The sequence below is a fragment of the Candidatus Frankia nodulisporulans genome (genome assembly GCF_902806475.1).
GTDB lineage: Bacteria > Actinomycetota > Actinomycetes > Frankiales > Frankiaceae > Frankia > Frankia umida.
The window spans coordinates 26,675-45,395 of sequence record NZ_CADCWS010000010.1; the positions used below are offsets into that span (position 1 = coordinate 26,675).

The following is an 18,721-nucleotide window of genomic DNA, read 5'->3' on the forward strand; positions in this document are numbered from 1 at the left end:
GTGCCACCGTCTGAGCTGAGCATGGACCGATCCTGCCCCACCCCGGTTTAAACCCGACAACCGGGTCCGGTGCCACCGCGACCGACCCGATCCCCCTAATCGGATGTAACCGACATACCGCCGGGACTGCCTACCGTCAGCAGGGGATCGAATGTGCTCAGTTCACGCCGCAGAATCGGTGCGGCGCCGAACCGCTCGCCTTGAGATCCAAGGTGCCCTGCGCCTTCCCGCGGATTCCGCCGCCGGGCTTGGCGATGTGGGTGGCGGTCAGATCCTTGAGCGGCCCGCTGGTGAACCTGACATCGCCGATCACGTTGGCGCCGTCGTTGCCCGACACCGCCGTAATCGTGTACTGGCCGGCCTGCCCGGCCCACTGGTAGCCACCGGCCGTCCGTTCGACGACGAGCGTCCCGACCACCTCGCTGGACAGCTTCAGCTCAGGAGCCATCGCCGTCACCAGCCGGCACTGCCACGCCCCGTCAATCATCGCCTTGCCGACCAGCGCGTCGGGATTGGTGGGGATGACCGGGGCGGTGCTGCTGTCCGCGGTCGCGGTCAGCGCCGCGCCGCTCTGGTCGCCGCGCAGCACGACATAGCCGCCGACGGCGAGCAGCGAGACGACCAGGGCGACGGCCAACGGCCCGATCCAGCCCTGGCGCAGCCAGGCCAGCCGGTCCTGGGGCGCCAAGTCGTCGTCGAGGTCGTCCGCGGCGGCCCGCACCTGACCGGCCGGTTCGAGCAGCGCGGACGAGGTGGCGTCCCGACCGGCCCGCCGCCTGGGTCCGGTGTGCGCACCGGTGGTCTCACCGGCCGCCCGAGCGGCGCGATGGCCGCCGGTGCCGGTCAGCGCCCGGCCCGGCCCGGTGGCCCGCCGCCTGCGTTCGCCGGTGTCGGCCCGACCACGTCCACCGGTCCGCTCGGACGCCCCCGTCCGGTCCTCCGGTCGCTCACCGGCCGGACCACCACCGGAGACGACCGGCTGCAGGCTGTTCGTGTCCGTGATCGGGTTCGGGGTGCGGCGGCGATCCGCAGGAACGCTGCGTCCGCTGGGTTTGCGCACCGACCTGGACGGCTGCCAGCCGCTGTCGTCCTCGCCGGGCGCCTCCCCCGCACCTGGCCGGCTCCGCCCGCCGCCACCCGCGCGGCGGGGGACGAGCGAGGTCATCTCGGCCGGCGTCTCGGGTCGACGGCCGGGTCGGGACGGGACTGGTGTGGCACCGGGACGTCCGGAACGTCCCGGGTCGGGCATCGCCGCGGGCCGAGCAGGGCTGCTGACCGGCGCGGACCGTCTCGCGACCGGGGCCGACCCGGTGGCGACCGGCGCCGCCGGCGGGGCGGGCGCGCCCGGCGCCGCGCCACCGGGCCGGTAGAGCGGCCGGACCGACGTCATCGTCTCCTCGACCCGCCGCGGCGACGAGCCACCACGCTCCGGTGACACCCGCGCGCCACCAGCGTCGGCTCCACCCCGGCCCGGCATCCGCCAGCCCGAGCCGGCAGCGCCAGCCGGGCTTCCCTGACCGCCGGGACCGCCCTGACCGCCGGGGTTTCCCTGACCGCCAGGACCTGCCTGGCCGCCAGCGAGGACGTGCCCACCCGGACTCACCTGGCCACCCGGACTCACCTGGCCACCCGGACTCACCTGGCCACCCGGACTCACCTGGCCGCCGGGGCTCAGGGCGGAGGCACCTGGGCCGAGCGCGCCTCCCCCGGGCCGTGCGGGCAGCCCGGGTAGCGGCCCGGACAGCGGATCCATCCGGTCCGCGGCAGGGGCGGGCACGCCGGACGGCGGCAGCGGACGCACGAAGCTGCCCGTGTCGGCGAGCGGATTACGCCAGCCGGAGTCATCGGGACCAGGCTGACGGGCCCGGCCGCGCGGCGCCATCGAGGGCTCCACCGGTGCGGCCGATGCGCCAGGCCCCAGGGGATCGGCGGCGCGCCAGGCCCCGGCGCCGCTCCCGCGGGACACCTCGGCACCCGAGTACTCGGGTGCCGAGTAGCTGTCCGGACCGAAGCCTCGGGGCGGCGTGGACGGGTAGGCCGGCGGCGGCTCGTCCAGCGCACCGCCTGCTGCCCGGGCCGCGGCATCGCCGTTGGGAAGCGGGCGCAGACGCGGGGCGCTGTGGCCGTTCCACGGATCGGCGCGGCGCCGGATGGCCGCGCCCTCGCGACCGCCACTCGGGTGCGGTGCCTGCTGGGACGCCCCTGACGCACCCGCGCGCGCCGAGGCGGGCGCCTGCACGGGTGCCGCCGTGGCCACCGGTGGCGAGGTGGAAACCTGCGGGGACGCCGGGAGCTGTCCGCCGGGTCCGCCGCGGCCGGTCGCCGGCACCGGACGGGCCGAGATCGGGAAACCGCCGGTGAACGGGTCGGAGTACGCGGAATCGGAACCGGACCTCGCGACCGTCGGCGGCGGCGCGGGCAACGAGTACCGCGACCGTTGCCCCGGCTCCGCCTCGACCGCACGGGCCGTGGCCGGACCCGACGTGTCGTCCAACCTGGTGCTCTCCGCACGGATGCTCTCCGGGCGCATGTTCCCCGGGCGGTGGTCGAAACCGTTCTCCCCGTGGCCGCTCGGCGCACCCACCCGGGTGGCCGGGTCTGGCCCGGTCGGCGAGACGGACGGCAGATAGGACACCGCCGGGACGGACCTGGGTGGGTCGGCGGTGGGCGGTGCGACCGAGATACCCGACGCGGAGGCGGCGGTCGCCCCGTCCCAGGTGCTGGTGACATCGAACGGGTCCGCGTGCCGACGCGCCCCGCCCGACACCGTCCCCGAGGGAACCGGGCCAGCGGAAACCGGGCCAGCGGAGACGGCGCCGGCGGACATCGGACCGGCGGCGGGCTCGACAGGAGGCGTCGGGGCCGATGGCCACAGCGCCGGCTCCCAGTGGGACGCCGCGGGCGCCGGTTCGGGCTCGCCGACCCGCTCGACCGCGAAGAAGTCGTCGCCACGACGGACCGGGGCGGGCCGGTTGAGGTCGGCGTCAGACGTCGTCACCGGACGATCACCTGCCACGCCGCGCCGGGCGACCCGGCGGCGGCCATGAGGCCGCGGTCACGCGCGAGAGCCGCGGTGCGTTGTGAGACGGTGCGATACATGATCATCGGGCGGCATCTCCTGCCCCCCAGGTCAGCAAGAAGATCGAAAAAAGCGTGCCGGCGCCTCGTCAGGAACCGGTTGGTGCGGCAAAAAATTGTGCCAACGATGTTGTCGAACGATTTTACACGGGAGTCCGTCATCGCTTGTCTCGGCAGGCGGCATAGATCTCCCGCACGATCCGCTGCGACGACTCGGACTGCACGCTCGCGCTGAATCGCCGGTACTCCTCCTGGGTGTACGTGGCCTCCAGCTTGTCCAGCGTGCAGGTGCAGTAGCTCTCGTTTCCGTTGCTGACGTCCAGGCAGGATCCGAGGTAGGCGTTTCGAACGTCCTTGTCGTACTGGGCGTGCCCGGATGTCGTGGCGCCCGCGGTCTGCCCGGTACCCGAGTCGCCGCCGCCCAGCGCAAGGTAACCGACCAGGGCGAGACCCAGGCAGACCAGCGCCACGGTGGCGACGATCAGCACGATGGGTCGCTGACGGGCCTGCCGCGTCAACGCGGACAGCCGGCCCCCGATCCCCGCATCCGGGCCGACGGCTCCGGGGCGCGCCGGCGGGGTTCCCCCGGGCACCCGCCCGTCCGCGCGCCCCCGCGACGGCGCCCAGCCGGATCGTCCCTCCTCCTCGTCGCGGCCAGGCGGGAGGTGCGAGTCGTCGTCGAGGTCGTCGTCGAGCTCGTCGTCCCAGTGCGCGACGCCCGCGGCCCGCAGCGGTGTCGCGCCGGTGTGCGTGGCGGCACCACCGACACGACGGATCTCACCGGTCTGCTCGCTGTCGGCGTTCCAGGGACCGGCCGGCCGGTTACCGCCCCATCCCACCGGACCGGTCGAACCGATGTCGCCCAGCGGCCCACCGGCCACCCCCAGCCCACCGGTCGGGCTCAGCCCGCCGGTCGTCCCCGAAGCGCCTGCCGTACCCGGAGTGCCCGTCGCGCCCAGACCACCGACCGCACCGGGACCCGCTGACGCCCCCGGCCCACCGGCCGCATCCGTACCCCGGCCCGAGCCCGCTGGCCCACCAGAGGCACCCAGCCCGCCCGGCGCACCCGGACCGGTGGGCATTCCCAGCCCACCGGTCGTGGCCAGGCCGCCGGCGGCCGCGAGCCCGCCCGGTGCCATCGGCCCGGCGGTCCGGGGCTGCTCGCCCATCCGGGTCTGGTCACCGGGTCGGGGCTGGCCGCCGGTCTGCGGCTGCTCCGTCGTGAGGGCGTGTTCGCCGGTCAGGGACCAACGGCCGAACTGGGTCGCGCTGCCGTAGGCCGGCAGCGCGCCCGTGGCGGTTGCCTCGACCGGGCCCGAACCGGACACACCGGCACGGGACGTATCCGTGCCGGAGGCCGCCCCCGGGGCGCCGGCTGACCCACCCGCGGTCGGAGCACCGGAGTGGGCCGACGGCGCCGAGGGCGCGCTCGTGCCCGACCAGGACGGCGCCACGGCGGGGCCGACTGGTGGTGCGGTGGATACCGACTGCCAGGTCTGGGCGGCCTCATCCCAGACGTAGGCGCCGTCGTCACTGACCCAGCGGCCATGCTCGTCGAGGCGCATCGGTCGTCCTTCGTGCCGGAGACGGACGACCCCAGGGTGCCATGCCCGCACCCCACCGGATTCGACCGGGTGTCAGGGCCGGCCGGCGGTGACCATGATCTCGGCCTTCTGGAACTCCTTGAGGGTGGCGTATCCCGTCGTGGCCATGGCTGCCCGCAGGCCTCCGGCGAGGCTGCCCGCGGTCGCGCCCACGGGGGCGCCGATGCCGTGCACGATCTCCTCCAGGGTCGCCGTACCCGCCACCGGGGACCAGTTCCCGGCGGGCAGGTCGGAGGACAACACGTTCATCGGCCAGACGCCGCCCTGGCCGGGCGCGTCCTGTGCGGTGGCGAGCACCGCGTCGACCATCACCGCGTCCGCCCCGCAGGCGACCGCCTTGGCGACGTCCCCGCCGGTGCGCAGGTCGCCGTAGCCGATCACGTGTACGTAACGGCCGCCCGACTCGTCGAGGTAGCGCATCCGCGCCCCGGCGGCGTCCGCGATCGCGGTCGCCAGGGGGACGCCCACGCCGAGTGTCTCGTGGGTCCGGTCACCGAGACCGGAGCCGACACCGACGATCACACCGGCGGCACCGGTCCGCATCAGATGCAGCGCCGTGGAGAACGACGCGCATCCGCCGACCAGCACCGGCAGGTCGAGTTCGCCGATGAACCGTTTGAGGTTGAGCGGCTCGGTCTGGCGCGACTGGTGTTCGGCGGAGACGGCGGTGCCGTGGATGACCAGCAGATCGGCCCCGGCGGCAAGCACATGCGCCGACAGCGCCCGCACCTTCTGCGGTCGCAGCGCCGCGGCGACGGTCACCCCGGCCTCCCGCAGCTCCCCCAGCCGACGGGCGATGAGGTCGGGGTCGACCGGGGTGGCGTAGAGCTCGCGCAGCCGGGCGTTGGCCACCGCGGGGCCCGCGGTGATGCCGAGGTCGGTCACCTCGGCGATCAGCGACTCCGGTGCCTCGTACCGGGTCCACAGCCCCTCGACGTGCAGGATGCCCAGCCCACCGAGCCGGCCCAGCGCGATCGCGGACGCGGGTGAGGTGATGGCGTCCGCCGGCGCGGCCACCAGCGGCAGATCGAACCGGTAGGCGTCGATCTCCCAGGCCAGCGACACGTCCCGCGGGTCACGGGTGCGCCGTGACGGGACGATGCCGACGGCGTCGAGACCGTACGCGACCCGCGCGTTCCTACCGATGCCGATCTCGACCTCTGCCACGCTTGCGGTCTCCTGACTCCAGCCGGTGGCCTGGCCCCGGCACGACGCGAAACAACACGGTGGACGAGGGCGCCCACGGCACCATCCGTCCACCCGAGATGGGAAGAAGCTCTCGTCAGCGCACGGAGTTGTAGTTCGGCGCCTCGACGGTCATCTGGACGTCGTGCGGGTGGCTCTCGACCAGGCCGGCGGAGGTGATCCGGATCAGCTGCGCGTCGTCCTGAAGGCGTTGGATCGTCGGCGAGCCGGTGTATCCCATCGCGGCGCGCAGCCCGCCGATGAGCTGGTGCGCGACGGCCGCGAGCGAGCCGCGGTAGGGCACCTGCCCCTCGACGCCCTCGGGGACGAGCTTGTCGTCGGAGAGCACGTCGTCCTGGAAGTAGCGGTCCTTGGAGTAGGACCGCGCCACGCCGCGGCTGCGCATCGCCGCCAGCGAGCCCATGCCCCGGTATGCCTTGAACTGCTTGCCGTTGATGAAGATGAGCTCGCCGGGGCTCTCGTCCACGCCGGCGAGCAGGCTGCCGAGCATGACCGTGTCGGCGCCGACCGCGATCGCCTTGGCGATGTCCCCGGAGTACTGCAGGCCACCGTCGCCGATGACGGGCACGCCGTGGCGCCGGGCGACCTGGGCAGCCTCGTAGATCGCGGTGACCTGCGGCACACCGACACCGGACACGATGCGGGTGGTGCAGATCGAGCCGGGCCCGACCCCGACCTTGATCGCGTCCGCGCCGGCGGCGATGAGCGCGGCGGCTCCGGCGCCGGTCGCCACGTTCCCACCGATGATGTCCAGCGGACGGCCGCCGGGACCGGCCCGCAGATCGGTCTTGAGCCGGCGGACCATGTCGGGCACGGCCCGCTGGTGCCCGTGCGCGGTGTCGACGATCAGGAAGTCCACACCGGCGGCGACGAGCACCTGGGCCCGCTTGTAGGCGTCCTCCCCGACGCCGACCGCGGCGCCGACGACGAGCCGGCCGTCCGCGTCCTTGGTGGCGTTCGGGTACTGCTCACGCTTGGTGAAGTCCTTGACGGTGATCAGCCCGCGCAGTCGACCCGAGTCGTCGACGATCGGCAGCTTCTCGATCTTGTGTCGGCGCAGCAGGGCGAGCGCGTCCTCGGGAGACACGCCGACCGGCGCGGTGATCAGCGGCATCCGGGTCATCACGTCCTGGACCCGGCGGGAGTAGTCACGCTCGAAGCGGATGTCACGGTTGGTGACGATGCCGACGAGCTGGCCGTCCGGCTCGGTGACCGGCACACCGGAGATGCGGTAGCGCGCCATGAGGACGTTGGCGTCCTCGAGGGTGGCCTCGGGGCCGCAGGTCACCGGTGCGGTGATCATGCCGGACTCGGACCGCTTGACCATGTCGACCTGCTGGGCCTGCTCGTCGATCGACAGGTTGCGGTGCAGCACCCCGACGCCGCCCTGGCGGGCCATGGCGATCGCCATCCGCGCCTCGGTCACCGTGTCCATCGCCGAGGAGACCAGCGGGACGGCGAGGTTGATCGAACGTGACAGCCGGGTCGACGTGTCGGCCTCGGAGGGCACCAGGTCGGACTCGGCCGGCAGCAGCAGGACGTCGTCGAAGGTCAGCCCGAGCATCGCGAGCTTCGGCGGTACCGGGGCGGCGTCGGCACCCAGCAGGTCTGCTCGGGGCTCGACGGAGCCTGCGCCCGACGTGGACGAGTGCGTGGCGACAGGGGCGTTCATGGCACCTTCCGTTCCGGAGTGACCGGTGCCGCGGCGCTGCGGAACCGCCCGACGGCCACGGCCCCGCCGGGTGCCTGGGGTCCGGCCCGATCGCCCGGTGGACGAGACGGGAGCGCGGGGTCTCGCGGACCCCGGGCCCGCGTGCGGCCATCGCTGGGAGGCATCCGGCCGTCGGGTCACGGCACATCCCCATCGTAGAGGGCGATGGCACTACTGGGCGGGCACCGCGTGACCGAGATCGCGGCCGGGCCACGGTGTCGCCTCGCTACCCGCGACGGCGGCCGTGCCCCGCGCGGACGGCCCTGGCCACCAGCGCGAAGAGCCGTGACCGCCGGTCGTGGGGACCCGCACAACCGGTGGGATGAGCGCGGCCGACGGGGTTTTCGGGACGACGACGAGCCGCCGAACCTCTCACAAGCGCCGCACAACGGTGCCGAGACTCCGAATCGGGACCACTTAGCAGTCCGGGCAAGCGTAGCGTTGTCCTCGTGAGCGACGAGCCTGTCGACCCCTTCGCGGGTGACCCCGAGGATCCGGCCGCTGAGCTCGCGCGCCTCGACTCCGCAGACGATCTCCATCTGCTCGAACCGCTTTCCCTGCACGAGCGGGAAGAGGTCCTCGCGGAGCTGGGAGACCTGGACGTCTTCCGCACGTTGCTCGAGCCACGCGGGTACCGCGGGCTCGTGGTCGACTGCGAGGGTTGCGCTGAGCCCCACTACTTCGACTGGGAGCTGCTGGCCGGCAATCTGCGCAACCTGCTCAACGAGGGCCGCACCCGGGTGCACGAGCCGGCGTTCGCGCCTGACTACTCGTGCTACGTGAGCTGGGAGTACGCCCGCGGCTTCGCCGATGGCGTCTACGAGGCGTCCGCCGCCTCGGAGGCCGACTCCCGCTGAGTTCCACCGCGCGGTCGCGATCGCGCGGTGTCCGCCATCCCATGGTGTGGCCGGTCGTCCCGGGGATGTGGTGGCTGTTCCTCGCTGTGGGGTGCTTCCTCCTGCCCCGGGTGTGCCCGGGCGGGGGCCCACGTTCGGACGTCCGCGGTAGACTTTCGAGCCAGCGCGACATCCGCCGTGCCCGGACCGTCCGCCGTGCCCGGACCATCCGATCTGACCGACCGTGCGCTGACGGCTCGGTTCCGTGACGCGCGCCGGGCATACCGGACGAGGACCCGAGCCGGGCGGACGGCGAACCGTGGCACAGCTCGCGCGAGGTCGTGTGACCAGCCGAGGTCGTGGGTAGGCGAAGGTCCTGGGTAGGCAGAACACCATCCGACCCGCTCCGCCCCTCGGCGTTGGCCGCGGCATGCCCCGACGGTGCGGCGCGCGGTCAGGCACGCCGCGACAGGTAGCGGACCGACGGTGGCCGATGCCGGGTCCAGGGTGAATTTTCAAGATCCCCGGGAGGGTGACCGGTACTACGGTGACGCCGCGGCGCTCGCCGCTCAGGTCGAAAGGGGGGCTCAGGCCGATGACCGATGTTCGACGACTTCCCGGCCCCGGCGCGGAGAAGTGGGAGTGGCAGCTTCACGGCGCCTGCCGGGGCGAGAGTACGGAGTTGTTCTTCCATCCCGAAGGCGAACGCGGGCCAGCCCGGGCGGCACGGGAGGCGGCGGCCAAGGCGATCTGCGCCCGCTGTCCGGTCGTGCGTGCGTGCGGCGAGTACGCGCTGACCGCACGCGAGCCGTACGGCGTCTGGGGCGGGCTCAGCGAGTCCGAACGCGAGGCGATCCTCACCGGCCGCTCGCGGCGCGGGGTGACCCGCCGCGTACCGGCACGGCCTGGGCTCGCGCCGGCCTGCTGAACGGCGCACGGATGAGCGGTGGGGGGCGGACCGGGAGCCGATATGGCCGACATCCCCACCCGCCACCGCTGATCACCCGGGACGGGTGAGGCCCTGACTGGTTGTCACCCGACGAGGGTGGAAGCGGCGGCCAGTGCCCACCGAAACGGCGATGCGGCCCGCCTGAACCCCCTGCCGGGGGCCCAGGTCGGGCCGCATCGTTGTGCGTGGCCGGTCAGAAACCGGGGCCGTGCTGGTGGCTGTGACCGTGGCCGTGGCCATGGCTGTGCCCGTGGTCGCCCGCGGACCTGGCCGGCTTCTCGACGACGAGGCTCTCGGTGGTGATGAGCAGCGCCGCGATCGACGCGGCGTTCGCCACCGCCGAGCGGGTGACCTTGACCGGGTCGATGATGCCGGCCGCGATCAGGTCGGTGTACTCGCCGGTCGCGGCGTTGTAGCCGTGGCCGGGCTTGAGCTCCCTGACCTTGTTGACGATGACCGCTCCCTCCTGGCCCGCGTTGCGCGCGATCCAGGACAGCGGAGCGTCGAGCGAGGTACGCACGACGTTCACACCGGCGAGTTCGTCACCGGTGCGACCGAGGCCCCCGTCGAGCACCGAGGCGACGTGCACGAGGGCGGCGCCGCCACCGGCGACGATGCCCTCCTCGATGGCCGCGCGGGTCGCCGAGACGGCGTCCTCGAGACGGTGCTTCTTCTCCTTGAGCTCCACCTCGGTGGCGGCGCCGACGCGGATGACCGCGACCCCGCCCGCGAGCTTGGCCAGCCGCTCCTGGAGCTTCTCGCGGTCCCAGTCGGACTCGCTGGCCTCGATCTCGCCCTTGAGGTTGCGCACGCGCTCGGCGACCGCGTCCGCGTCGCCGGCGCCGTCGACGAGGATGGTGTTGCTCGCGTCGACGACCACGCGCCGGACCTGGCCGAGATCGGCGAGGGTCGCCGCGTCCAGGGACAGACCGACCTCGGTGGCGATGACCTGCCCACCGGTGAGCACCGCGATGTCCTGCAGCAGCGCCTTGCGGCGGTCACCGAAGCCGGGCGCCTTCACCGCGACGACCTGGAAGGTCTTGCGGATCGTGTTCACCACCAGGGTGGACAGCGCCTCGCCCTCGATGTCCTCGGCGATGATCAGCAGCGGCTTGCGCTCCTGCACGACCTGCTCGAGCAGGGGCAGGATCTCGTTCAGCGCCGCGATCTTGCCCGGGTAGAGCAGGACGTAGGCGTCCTCGAGCACCGCTTCCTGGGAGTCGGTGTCGGTGACGAAGTACGGCGAGATGTAGCCCTTGTCGAACTGCATCCCCTCGGTGAGCTCAAGGTCGAGCCCGAGGGTCTGGCTCTCCTCGACCGTGATGACGCCGTCCTTGCCGATCTTGTCGATCGCCTCGGCGATCAGCTCGCCGACCCGGACGTCCTGTGCGGAGATCGCCGCCACCTGGGCGATGGTCTCCTTCGCGCTGACCTCGATGGCCTGCTCGAGCAGCGCCGCCGAGACGGCCTCGACCGCGGCCTCGATGCCAGCCTTGAGCGACAGCGGTGCGGCGCCCGCGGTGACCTGCTTGAGGCCGAACCGGACCATTCCCTGGGCCAGCACGGTCGCCGTGGTGGTGCCGTCACCGGCGACGTCGTTGGTCTTGGTGGCGACCTCCTTGGCGAGCTGAGCGCCAAGGTTGCGGTACGGGTCGTCCAGCTCGACCTCGCGCGCGATCGTCACCCCGTCATTGGTGATCGTCGGCGCGCCGTAGTTCTTGTCGATGACGACGTTGCGCCCGCGTGGGCCGATCGTCACCTTCACCGCGTTGGCGAGCGCGTTGACGCCGTCCTCGAGTGCGTGACGGGCATCCTCGTTGAACGTCAGAATTTTCGGCATACCTGAGGTGTCCTCCCGACATCGATTGCCGGTAGCACAACGAGAAGCGCGCCCCGCCGGTGCACCCGGCGGACACCGGGCGGCCACCAGCGGGGCGCGCCCCCCGTCGCGTCGCTACCGACGCACGGCCTACTTCTCGATGATCGCGAGGACGTCGCGCGCGGAGAGCACCAGGTACTCCTCGCCCGAGTACTTGACCTCGGTACCGCCGTACTTGCTGTAGAGCACCACGTCGCCGACCTTCACGTCGAGCGGGACGCGCTTGCCGTCCTCGAACCGACCCGGTCCGACCGCGAGAACAGTCCCCTCCTGGGGCTTCTCCTTGGCCGTGTCCGGAATCACGATGCCCGATGCGGTGGTCTGCTCGGCATCCGACGGCTGCACGACAATGCGGTCTTCAAGAGGCTTGATAGCAACCTTGGTGGCGGTCGTCACGATCGACCTCCCCCTTCCTACGCTGGATGAGAGAGCGACCCTGGCGGCCTGCCGTCGCGGGTGAACAGGCGCCTGTCGTCGCTGGCACTCTCACGTGCCGAGTGCCAACCTAGCACCCGCACCACGCACGTCAACCAAGAAGGGCGGATCTGTCAAGACTCAAAGGCCGACGCTGTGCCCGGGACGTACTCCGTGGACGTGGACCGACGCGCCCGTTCCGCCCGCGATCGTGGGGATCCGGGCGTCCGAGCACACCGCGGATCCGGTCGCGTGCCCCGACCCCCACCACCGACCGCCCCCGTGAGCTGCGCGACGATCGGTGTGGACCGATACATCGCCAGCATCCGACGGGAGTCCGACGATGATCTGGATGTGGGAGGCCAAGGCCGCCCCCGGCCAGCTCACCCGACTACGGGACTGGGCGGTCGACGCCCTCGGCGACCGCGACGGTGAGGTGTATCTCAGCCACCAGCGGGCGGGCGACCTGGTCGTCGTGATCATCCGCACCACCGCGCCACCGATGCCCACCGTGCCGCCCGGCCTCACCACGGGCGCCCCGCACGTATGGCCGTTCGAGCAGGTGCACCCGCCGGCCGCCCCTTCGGACCGCGGCCACGCCCGGTGACGCCCCGCTCGGAGATCACCGGCGCGCGGGGTGCGCCCGGGTCACCGTGGTGATGTTCGCGTCCGATGCGCCGCCCGCGACAACCCAGGTAGGCGGATCCTGATCCGGAACCGGCCGCGGGGCGCCGGCGACCTCTCGTGGACGCCTGGTCAGCCGGTGGCGGCTGGACCGCCGGTGCCCTCCCGGGCGTCGATCTGCTGGCGGGCGATCTCGCAGGCGGCGGCGCCATGGGTTGGGTCCACATCGACGAGTCGGGCCACGATGCGGCGCAGCAGCCGGACGAACTCCTCGCGCTCCGCGGGTTCCAGCGCGGCGAGAACATGCTGGTCAACCAGCAGCCGCTGCTGCTGGGCGGCCGAGTGGACGAGGGTGCCGCGTTCGGTCGCGACGAGGATGCGAGCGCGACGATCGCCCGGATCCGGCTGACGGAGCACAAGCCCGTCCCGCTCGAGTTCGTCGACCAGACGCACCATGACCGTGCGGTCGATGCCGAACCTGCGCGCGACCTCTATCTGGTTGCGACCCTCACCCTCGACGGCGGCGCCCAGCACCTGAAGCGCGCGCAGACCACCGGGCAGCTGCGTGCAGGCCGAGGCGGCCGCCTCGAGGTAGCCGTACTGCGCCTGACCCATCAGCCAGCCGAGATCGTGCCCCAGATCCTCGGGCAGACCCTCGGCCTCGGCGCCGTGCACCGCGGCAGACGCCCCGGCGTCGCTCATCGTGCCAGGGTACCCGCGTTCGCCAGCCCGATCACCCCGTGAGATAAGTGCACTTGCAGACGATCCCATCCAAAGATAGTCTCGGTATCGATCTTCGCGCCATGCGAAGATCTTCTATCGAGATCTTTCCCGCGCGTGGTTGACGGCCTGACCTGGCTGGTCCGGCCTGAGCAGCCGCGACGCGAACGTGACTCGGCAACCGTGACTCAAAGGACGGCTCATGGCCCACCTACTGCACGTCGACGCCAGCTTCGCCCGTGAGGGTTCGACCTCCCGGGCGCTGGGCGCTGTCTTCGCCGAGGCCTGGCAGGCCGCCCATCCCGGCGGCATCCTCAGCTACCGGGATCTCGCCCTCACGCCCCCGCCCCATCTGGACTGGGAGACCGTCTCCGCCGGCTTCCTGCCCTCCGACCAGCACTCGCCCGCGCAGACCGAGGCCGTCAAGCGGCGCGAGGAGCTGGTCGCCGAGCTCGAGGCGGCCGACGAGTACCTGTTCACGCTGCCGATGTACAACTTCTCGGTGCCCTCGACGTTCAAGGCGTGGGTCGATCAGATCATCATCGTGGGCCGCACGCTGCGCCAGCCTCCGGAGCCCTCGGCGCTGACCGGTTCCCGCGTCACCGTGCTCGCCACCCAGGGCGGTTCCTACGCGGCGGGCACACCCAAGGAGGGCTGGGACCACCAGCTCCCCTACGTGGCACACATCCTGGAGTCACTCGGCGCGACCGATGTCGAGCTGATCCGGGTGGAGATGACGCTCGCTCCGGTCAACCCGGCGCTCGCGGAGTTCATCGACCTGAACAGCCGCAGCCGCGGCGCCGGCGAGGCGGCTCTGCGCGCCCGCGCGGCAGCCTGACCGGGTCACCGGCGGCGGCTGCTGGTCAGGGTTGCAGCAGGGCGCTGCCGGGGAGGGCACGCTCCCGGTCGTCGAGCAGAATGCCGTAGCCCACCGTGTCTATCGGCCGGGCCCGCATGACGAAGGCATCGCCGCCGGAGGGCTGGTAGTAGCCGCGCCGCTGACCGATGTCGACGAAGCCGAGCCGGTGGTAGAGGGCCCGGGCGGCGTGGTTGTCGGTGCGGACCTCCAACCCGCAGGAGCGCGCCCCCAACTGGCGCGCCCGGCGCAGCAGGCTGATCATCAGACGGGCGCCGACGCCCCTGCCACTCAGGTGCGGGACGACTCCCACCGTCTGGATGTAGGCCCCGTCGTCGGAGATCGCCAGACCCGCGTAACCGACGATCGACGTCAGGTCGTGCGTGGCGACACCACGCGGGCGCGACAGCGCGGTCAGGTAGTAGCGCTGATCGCCCTGGGCGAGCTCGGACCAGAACAGCTCGGCGCTCCACGCGTCGGCCACGAAGACCGTGCGCTCGAGGTTCGCGATGGTCTCGACATGCCACCAGCGCGTGGGCACCATGACAAGATCCACGATGGCCTGCGCGCCGGCCGGGGCCTCGATGACCAGCGAGTCCCTGACCGGCGGCTCGGTGGCCGGGAGTTCGGTGCCCGGGAGCGGGGAGGTCCGGGGTCTGGTGACGGAGGATCCAGGAGCCGGCGGCTCGGTCGTGGCGGGCCGGGCCGGGCGGCCCGGCTGGGTCATGAGCTGACCGGCTTCGGGGCGTGCGGCTCGGAGGCGTCCGGTCGCCGCAGATAGAGCGGGACCAGGGGCGACGGGACACGCCCCGCCAGCAGATCGGCGCCGGCGAGGCCGACCAGCAGCTCCGGACGCGGGTAGCCCGCCTCCGGCACGGTGGTGTCACCGCCCGCGGCGGGTAGGGGAAGCTCCGCGAAGTCGGCGAACAGGTCCGCGTACAGGGCCCGACCTGGGCCGACGACCGCCGTGACGCCGTGAGCACGCAACAGCTCGGCGACCTGCGCCGGCCGACCGACCGCGGGGTCGCCCACCCGCACGCCATCGTCGTACCGGGCCCAGTACACCTCCCGCCGACGGGCATCGGTGACCACAGCGGTCGCCCCGATCGTCGCGGCACCGATGCCGTCCAGCGAGCAGACGCCGTGCACGGGGATCTCCAGCGCGTCGGCGAACGCGGCGGCCGTGACCATCCCGACCCGCAGGCTGGTGAACGGCCCCGGCCCGGCTCCGACGACGATCGCCGCGAGGTCGGACGGGTGCACATCCGCTTCGTCGAGCACCGAGCGCATCGACGGCGCCAGCAGCTCGCCGTGGCGGCGGGCATCGACGGTGACGACGCTGCCGCGCGGCCAGACCTGCACCCCGGCGTCGCCGACGGCCTCATCCAGCCAGCTCGGTCCGCCGGGATTCGCGGCGGTCTCGGCCGCCGTCAGTTCAGCGAGGGCCACAGCACAGGCAGCCGTGGACGTATCAAGGGCCAGCACCAGCACCGCTCCAGCCTACGGAGGCGCCTGACCCACCGAGGCCGCGCCCCATGCCCGTCAGCTCGACAGGCCACGCAGACGTGCGGTCCAGGACGGGCCGGATGCCAGCAGCCGCACGGTTCGGACCTCGCCGGACTCGTCGGCGGTGGGCCGGGTCAGCACCACCTCCAGATGGTCCTGGGCGAGACCTTCGACCAGGCCCGCGCCCCATTCGACGACGGTCACCGACCGGTCGGCGTCGGCGTCGAGGTCCAGGTCGTCCGCCTCGGCCGCCGCGCCGAGCCGGTAGGCGTCCACATGGACGAGCGGGATGCGGCCGTCGGCGTAGATCCGCGACAGCACGTAGGTCGGCGAGGTGACCGTCTCCCGGACGCCGAGACCGGCCGCGATGCCCTGGGCGAGCACGGTCTTGCCAGCGCCGAGCGGCCCTGAGAGCACGATCAGATCACCGGGACGCAGCACGTCGGCCAGCCGCGCGCCGAGCGCACGCATCCGCTCGGCCGTCGGGATCCGCACCGTCGGGATCTGCGCCGTCGGGATCTGCACCACCGGGGCCGGAACGCCGTCGTCGGCACCGCGTGTCGGGTTCACGCTCATGGCTCCATTCTCACCACTGGCGCGCGCCTTCCCCGTCCACCGGCCGCGACAGCGGCCACCGCGGGTCGTCGAACGGGCTCAGGCGGCGCCGAGTGGTCGGGCGGTCCGGCGGTGCGCGGCGGCGGGCTGGGCGACGGCGGGGCCGGTGACGGCACGCTCGACCAGGCGACGGATCGCCGCGTTCACCGCCGCGGGACGTTCCAGCATGATGGCGTGCCCGGCGTTCTCCTCGACGAGCAGCTCCGCCTCGGGCAGGGCCGCCGCGATCGTGCGGCTGTGACCGACCGGGGTGACCAGGTCCGCGGCGCCGACGACGATCAGCGTGGGGGTGGTCGCGAACCGGTCGACGGCGGCGAGACGGTCGTTGTCGAGCAGGGTCGGCAGGAAGGCCGCGATGACCTCCACCGGGGTCCGGGAGACCATCTCCTCGAGGAAGGTGATGACCGCGGGCGACAGGTCGGTGCCGCCGAAGGCGATCCGGCGAGTCACCTCCCAGGACAGGTCGCTGCCGCTGCCGCGCAGGTGCTCGAGCACCCCGGACGCCCGCCGCATGCCGACGGCGACACCCGGCACCACCCGCCGCACGACCCCGGTCAGCAGCGCCGCCGGGCCCAGGGTGGCCCGGGCGAGCTCCGAGGCGCTGGTGGACAGCAGGGCGACGCCGATGATGCGGTCGCCGAACAGTTCCGGATGCTCCTCGGCGAGCCCCAGCACCGCCATGCCACCCATCGAGTGGCCGATCAGCACGATCGGCCCGGTGGGGACCCGCTCGCGGATGACCCGGTACAGGTCATCCGCGAGCACGTCGATGGTGCAGTTGCCCACGACGGACGGACCGGAACGCCCGTGGGCGCGCTGGTCGAAGAACACCATCCGCCCGAGATCGGTCAGATCGCGCTGCTGCAGGATCCAGCTGTCGGAACACACGCAGAACCCGTGCACGAACACCAGGGTGAGCGGTGCGTCCGCCGGGCCGGTCTCCTCGACGTGCAGCGGCACCCCGTCGCCGGCGAGGACGGTGGTGACCCGGCCGTCGATCCGCGCGGCCTCGAACGACCTGGTGACCTCCGTACGCAGGCGACGACGGTGGATGGCCCGGCGCTCGGCGACGAGACCGGCGACAGCGGCCACCCCGACCACCCCGAGTGAGCCGGTGACCGCCCGTGCTGCTCGGGACCCCGCCACCGCGCCGACCGACCTGACCATCCCCGCCTCCGTCCACCGCACAACCCGGCTCCTCCGGACTGCCCTGAACCGATGATGCCTCGCACATCCGACACAGGCAGGTTCGAGGGGACTCGTCCACGACCATGGTCCGGCGTGCACGGGTCGGACGCGGGGCCGCTCAGGGGCCGGTCAGCCCGCGTTCCGTAGCCGGTTGGCGACGGAGCGGATCATCGGGGTGGATCAGGCGAAGCCCGGCATCGGGAAGCCGGCGGTCAGCTCGTTGACCTGGGCCCGAATCCGCTCGATCGTCGCGGTGTCGTTGGCCGAGGCCGCCTTGACGGCGTCGTCGATCCAACCGGCGATCAGCGGCATGTGCGCGGTGGTCAGGCCCCGGGTGGTCACCGCGGCGGTGCCGAGACGGATGCCGGACGGGTCGAACGGCTTGCGCTTGTCGAACGGCACGGCGTTGTAGTTCAGCTCGATGCCGGCGGCGTCCAGCGCCTTGGCCGCCGGCTTGCCGCCGATGTCCTTGCTGGTCAGGTCGATGAGGATCAGGTGGTTGTCGGTACCGCCGGTGACCAGGTCGAAGCCACGCTCGACCAGGGCCTCGGCCAGGGCGCGGGCGTTGGCGACGATGGCCTGGGCGTACTCGCGGAACGACGGGGTCGCCGCCTCCCGCAGCGCGACGGCGATCGCCGCGGTGGTGTGGTTGTGCGGGCCACCCTGCAGACCGGGAAAGACCGCCTTGTCCAGCGCCGTGGCATGCTCCGCGTCCGACATCAGCATCGCGCCACGCGGGCCGCGCAGCGTCTTGTGCGTGGTGGTGGAGATCACCGGGGCGTACCCGACCGGGGAGGGATGCGCACCCCCGGCGATGAGCCCGGCGATGTGCGCGATGTCGGCGACGAGCACGGCGCCGACCTCCCGCGCGATCTCGGCGAAACCCGGGAAGTCGATCGTGCGCGGGATCGCCGTGCCGCCGCAGAAGATGACCTTCGGACGCTCGGCCAGCGCGAGGTCACGCACCTCGTCCAGGTCGATCCGGCCGGTGTCGGCCCGCAGCCCGTAACGAACGCTGCGGAACCACTTGCCGGTCGCCGACACGCTCCACCCGTGGGTGAGGTGCCCGCCCATCGGCAGCGACAGACCCATGATCGTGTCGCCGGGCTGGGCGAAGGCCAGGTAGACGGCCAGGTTCGCCGGCGACCCGGAGTACGGCTGGACATTGGCGTGCTCGACCCCGAACAGCGCCTTCGCCCGGTCGACGGCGAGGGTCTCGATCGGGTCGATGACCTGCTGGCCCTCGTAGTAGCGCTTCCCGACGTACCCCTCGGAGTACTTGTTGGTCAGCACCGAACCGGATGCCTCGAGCACCGCGGTGGACACGTAGTTCTCCGAGGCGATCAACCTGATGGACCCGTGCTGGCGGGCGGCCTCGGCCTCGATCAGACCCGCGATCTCCGGATCGGCGACGGTCAGTTCGGGAAGGGGTGGGTTGTGCACAGTAACCTCCGGCATGTCTCGTTCGGCCGGAGGCACCCAGACGCGCGGCACCGACCCGCTCATCGCTCCCCGGTGGTCAGTTCCACCTCTGT

The 18,721-nt window shown here is 72.5% G+C and carries 16 protein-coding genes; 4 read left to right on the forward strand and 12 right to left on the reverse strand.

Annotated elements, in window-relative coordinates:
* Window positions 1-157: 157 nt before the first annotated feature.
* The 4 genes from G6R24_RS02360 to guaB all read right to left on the reverse strand — a co-directional run bounded on the left by G6R24_RS02360 (window position 158) and on the right by guaB (window position 7,560).
* Entirely contained in the window at window positions 158-2,998 is a 2,841-nt protein-coding gene (locus G6R24_RS02360; RefSeq protein WP_163547521.1) for a hypothetical protein, read from the reverse strand.
* A 238-nt stretch (window positions 2,999-3,236) separates the two neighbouring features.
* On the reverse strand, window positions 3,237-4,643 hold the full coding sequence (locus G6R24_RS02370) for a hypothetical protein (protein ID WP_163547523.1): 1,407 nt from the start codon (window positions 4,641-4,643) through the stop codon (window positions 3,237-3,239).
* 72 nt (window positions 4,644-4,715) lie between these two features.
* On the reverse strand, window positions 4,716-5,849 hold the full coding sequence (locus tag G6R24_RS02375; protein ID WP_163547524.1) for a GuaB3 family IMP dehydrogenase-related protein: 1,134 nt from the start codon (window positions 5,847-5,849) through the stop codon (window positions 4,716-4,718).
* A gap of 115 nt (window positions 5,850-5,964) precedes the next feature.
* Window positions 5,965-7,560 carry an IMP dehydrogenase gene (guaB, locus tag G6R24_RS02380; protein ID WP_163547525.1) on the reverse strand — a complete coding sequence of 532 codons (1,596 nt, stop codon included), beginning with the start codon at window positions 7,558-7,560 and terminating at the stop codon, window positions 5,965-5,967.
* A 488-nt stretch (window positions 7,561-8,048) separates the two neighbouring features.
* Between guaB and G6R24_RS02385 the strand changes: the two genes are divergently transcribed.
* Window positions 8,049-8,456, forward strand: coding sequence for a DUF5319 domain-containing protein (locus G6R24_RS02385; protein WP_163547526.1), 408 nt, complete (start codon window positions 8,049-8,051; stop codon window positions 8,454-8,456).
* Between the two features lie 574 nt (window positions 8,457-9,030).
* Window positions 9,031-9,363 (forward strand): WhiB family transcriptional regulator, encoded by a 333-nt coding sequence (locus G6R24_RS02390; protein WP_163547527.1) that lies wholly within the window; start codon window positions 9,031-9,033, stop codon window positions 9,361-9,363.
* 214 nt (window positions 9,364-9,577) lie between these two features.
* Here the strand turns inward: G6R24_RS02390 and groL are convergent, their stop codons facing one another.
* Together groL and groES are read right to left on the reverse strand one after the other, a co-directional pair.
* The gene (groL, locus tag G6R24_RS02395; protein ID WP_163547528.1) at window positions 9,578-11,224 is read right to left on the reverse strand and encodes a chaperonin GroEL; all 1,647 of its coding nucleotides are present in this window, start codon (window positions 11,222-11,224) and stop codon (window positions 9,578-9,580) included.
* 129 nt (window positions 11,225-11,353) lie between these two features.
* A complete protein-coding gene (gene groES, locus G6R24_RS02400; RefSeq protein ID WP_009740479.1) occupies window positions 11,354-11,659 on the reverse strand; it encodes a co-chaperone GroES in 306 nt (101 codons plus the stop codon).
* A gap of 361 nt (window positions 11,660-12,020) precedes the next feature.
* Here groES and G6R24_RS02405 point away from each other — a divergent pair, with 361 nt between their 5' ends.
* A complete protein-coding gene (locus G6R24_RS02405) occupies window positions 12,021-12,284 on the forward strand; it encodes a hypothetical protein (RefSeq protein ID WP_163547529.1) in 264 nt (87 codons plus the stop codon).
* Window positions 12,285-12,433: 149 nt separating this feature from the next.
* Here G6R24_RS02405 and G6R24_RS02410 read toward each other — a convergent pair whose 3' ends face one another.
* Window positions 12,434-13,003, reverse strand: a complete 570-nt coding sequence (locus tag G6R24_RS02410; protein ID WP_163547530.1) for a MarR family winged helix-turn-helix transcriptional regulator — start codon at window positions 13,001-13,003, stop codon at window positions 12,434-12,436.
* 220 nt (window positions 13,004-13,223) lie between these two features.
* On the opposite strand from G6R24_RS02410, the gene G6R24_RS02415 reads away from it, so the two are divergent.
* Window positions 13,224-13,859 (forward strand): FMN-dependent NADH-azoreductase, encoded by a 636-nt coding sequence (locus G6R24_RS02415; protein ID WP_163547531.1) that lies wholly within the window; start codon window positions 13,224-13,226, stop codon window positions 13,857-13,859.
* 25 nt (window positions 13,860-13,884) lie between these two features.
* Here G6R24_RS02415 and rimI read toward each other — a convergent pair whose 3' ends face one another.
* From rimI to G6R24_RS02440, 5 genes are all read right to left on the reverse strand, one after another.
* Window positions 13,885-14,421, reverse strand: a complete 537-nt coding sequence (rimI, locus tag G6R24_RS02420; RefSeq protein WP_163547538.1) for a ribosomal protein S18-alanine N-acetyltransferase — start codon at window positions 14,419-14,421, stop codon at window positions 13,885-13,887.
* A gap of 179 nt (window positions 14,422-14,600) precedes the next feature.
* Entirely contained in the window at window positions 14,601-15,368 is a 768-nt protein-coding gene (gene tsaB / locus G6R24_RS02425) for a tRNA (adenosine(37)-N6)-threonylcarbamoyltransferase complex dimerization subunit type 1 TsaB (RefSeq protein ID WP_163547532.1), read from the reverse strand.
* A 51-nt stretch (window positions 15,369-15,419) separates the two neighbouring features.
* Window positions 15,420-15,959, reverse strand: coding sequence for a tRNA (adenosine(37)-N6)-threonylcarbamoyltransferase complex ATPase subunit type 1 TsaE (gene tsaE / locus G6R24_RS02430; RefSeq protein ID WP_163547533.1), 540 nt, complete (start codon window positions 15,957-15,959; stop codon window positions 15,420-15,422).
* 78 nt (window positions 15,960-16,037) lie between these two features.
* A complete protein-coding gene (locus G6R24_RS02435) occupies window positions 16,038-17,165 on the reverse strand; it encodes an alpha/beta fold hydrolase (RefSeq protein WP_163547534.1) in 1,128 nt (375 codons plus the stop codon).
* 201 nt (window positions 17,166-17,366) lie between these two features.
* On the reverse strand, window positions 17,367-18,644 hold the full coding sequence (locus G6R24_RS02440) for a serine hydroxymethyltransferase (protein WP_217451647.1): 1,278 nt from the start codon (window positions 18,642-18,644) through the stop codon (window positions 17,367-17,369).
* Between the last annotated feature and the right edge of the window lie 77 nt (window positions 18,645-18,721).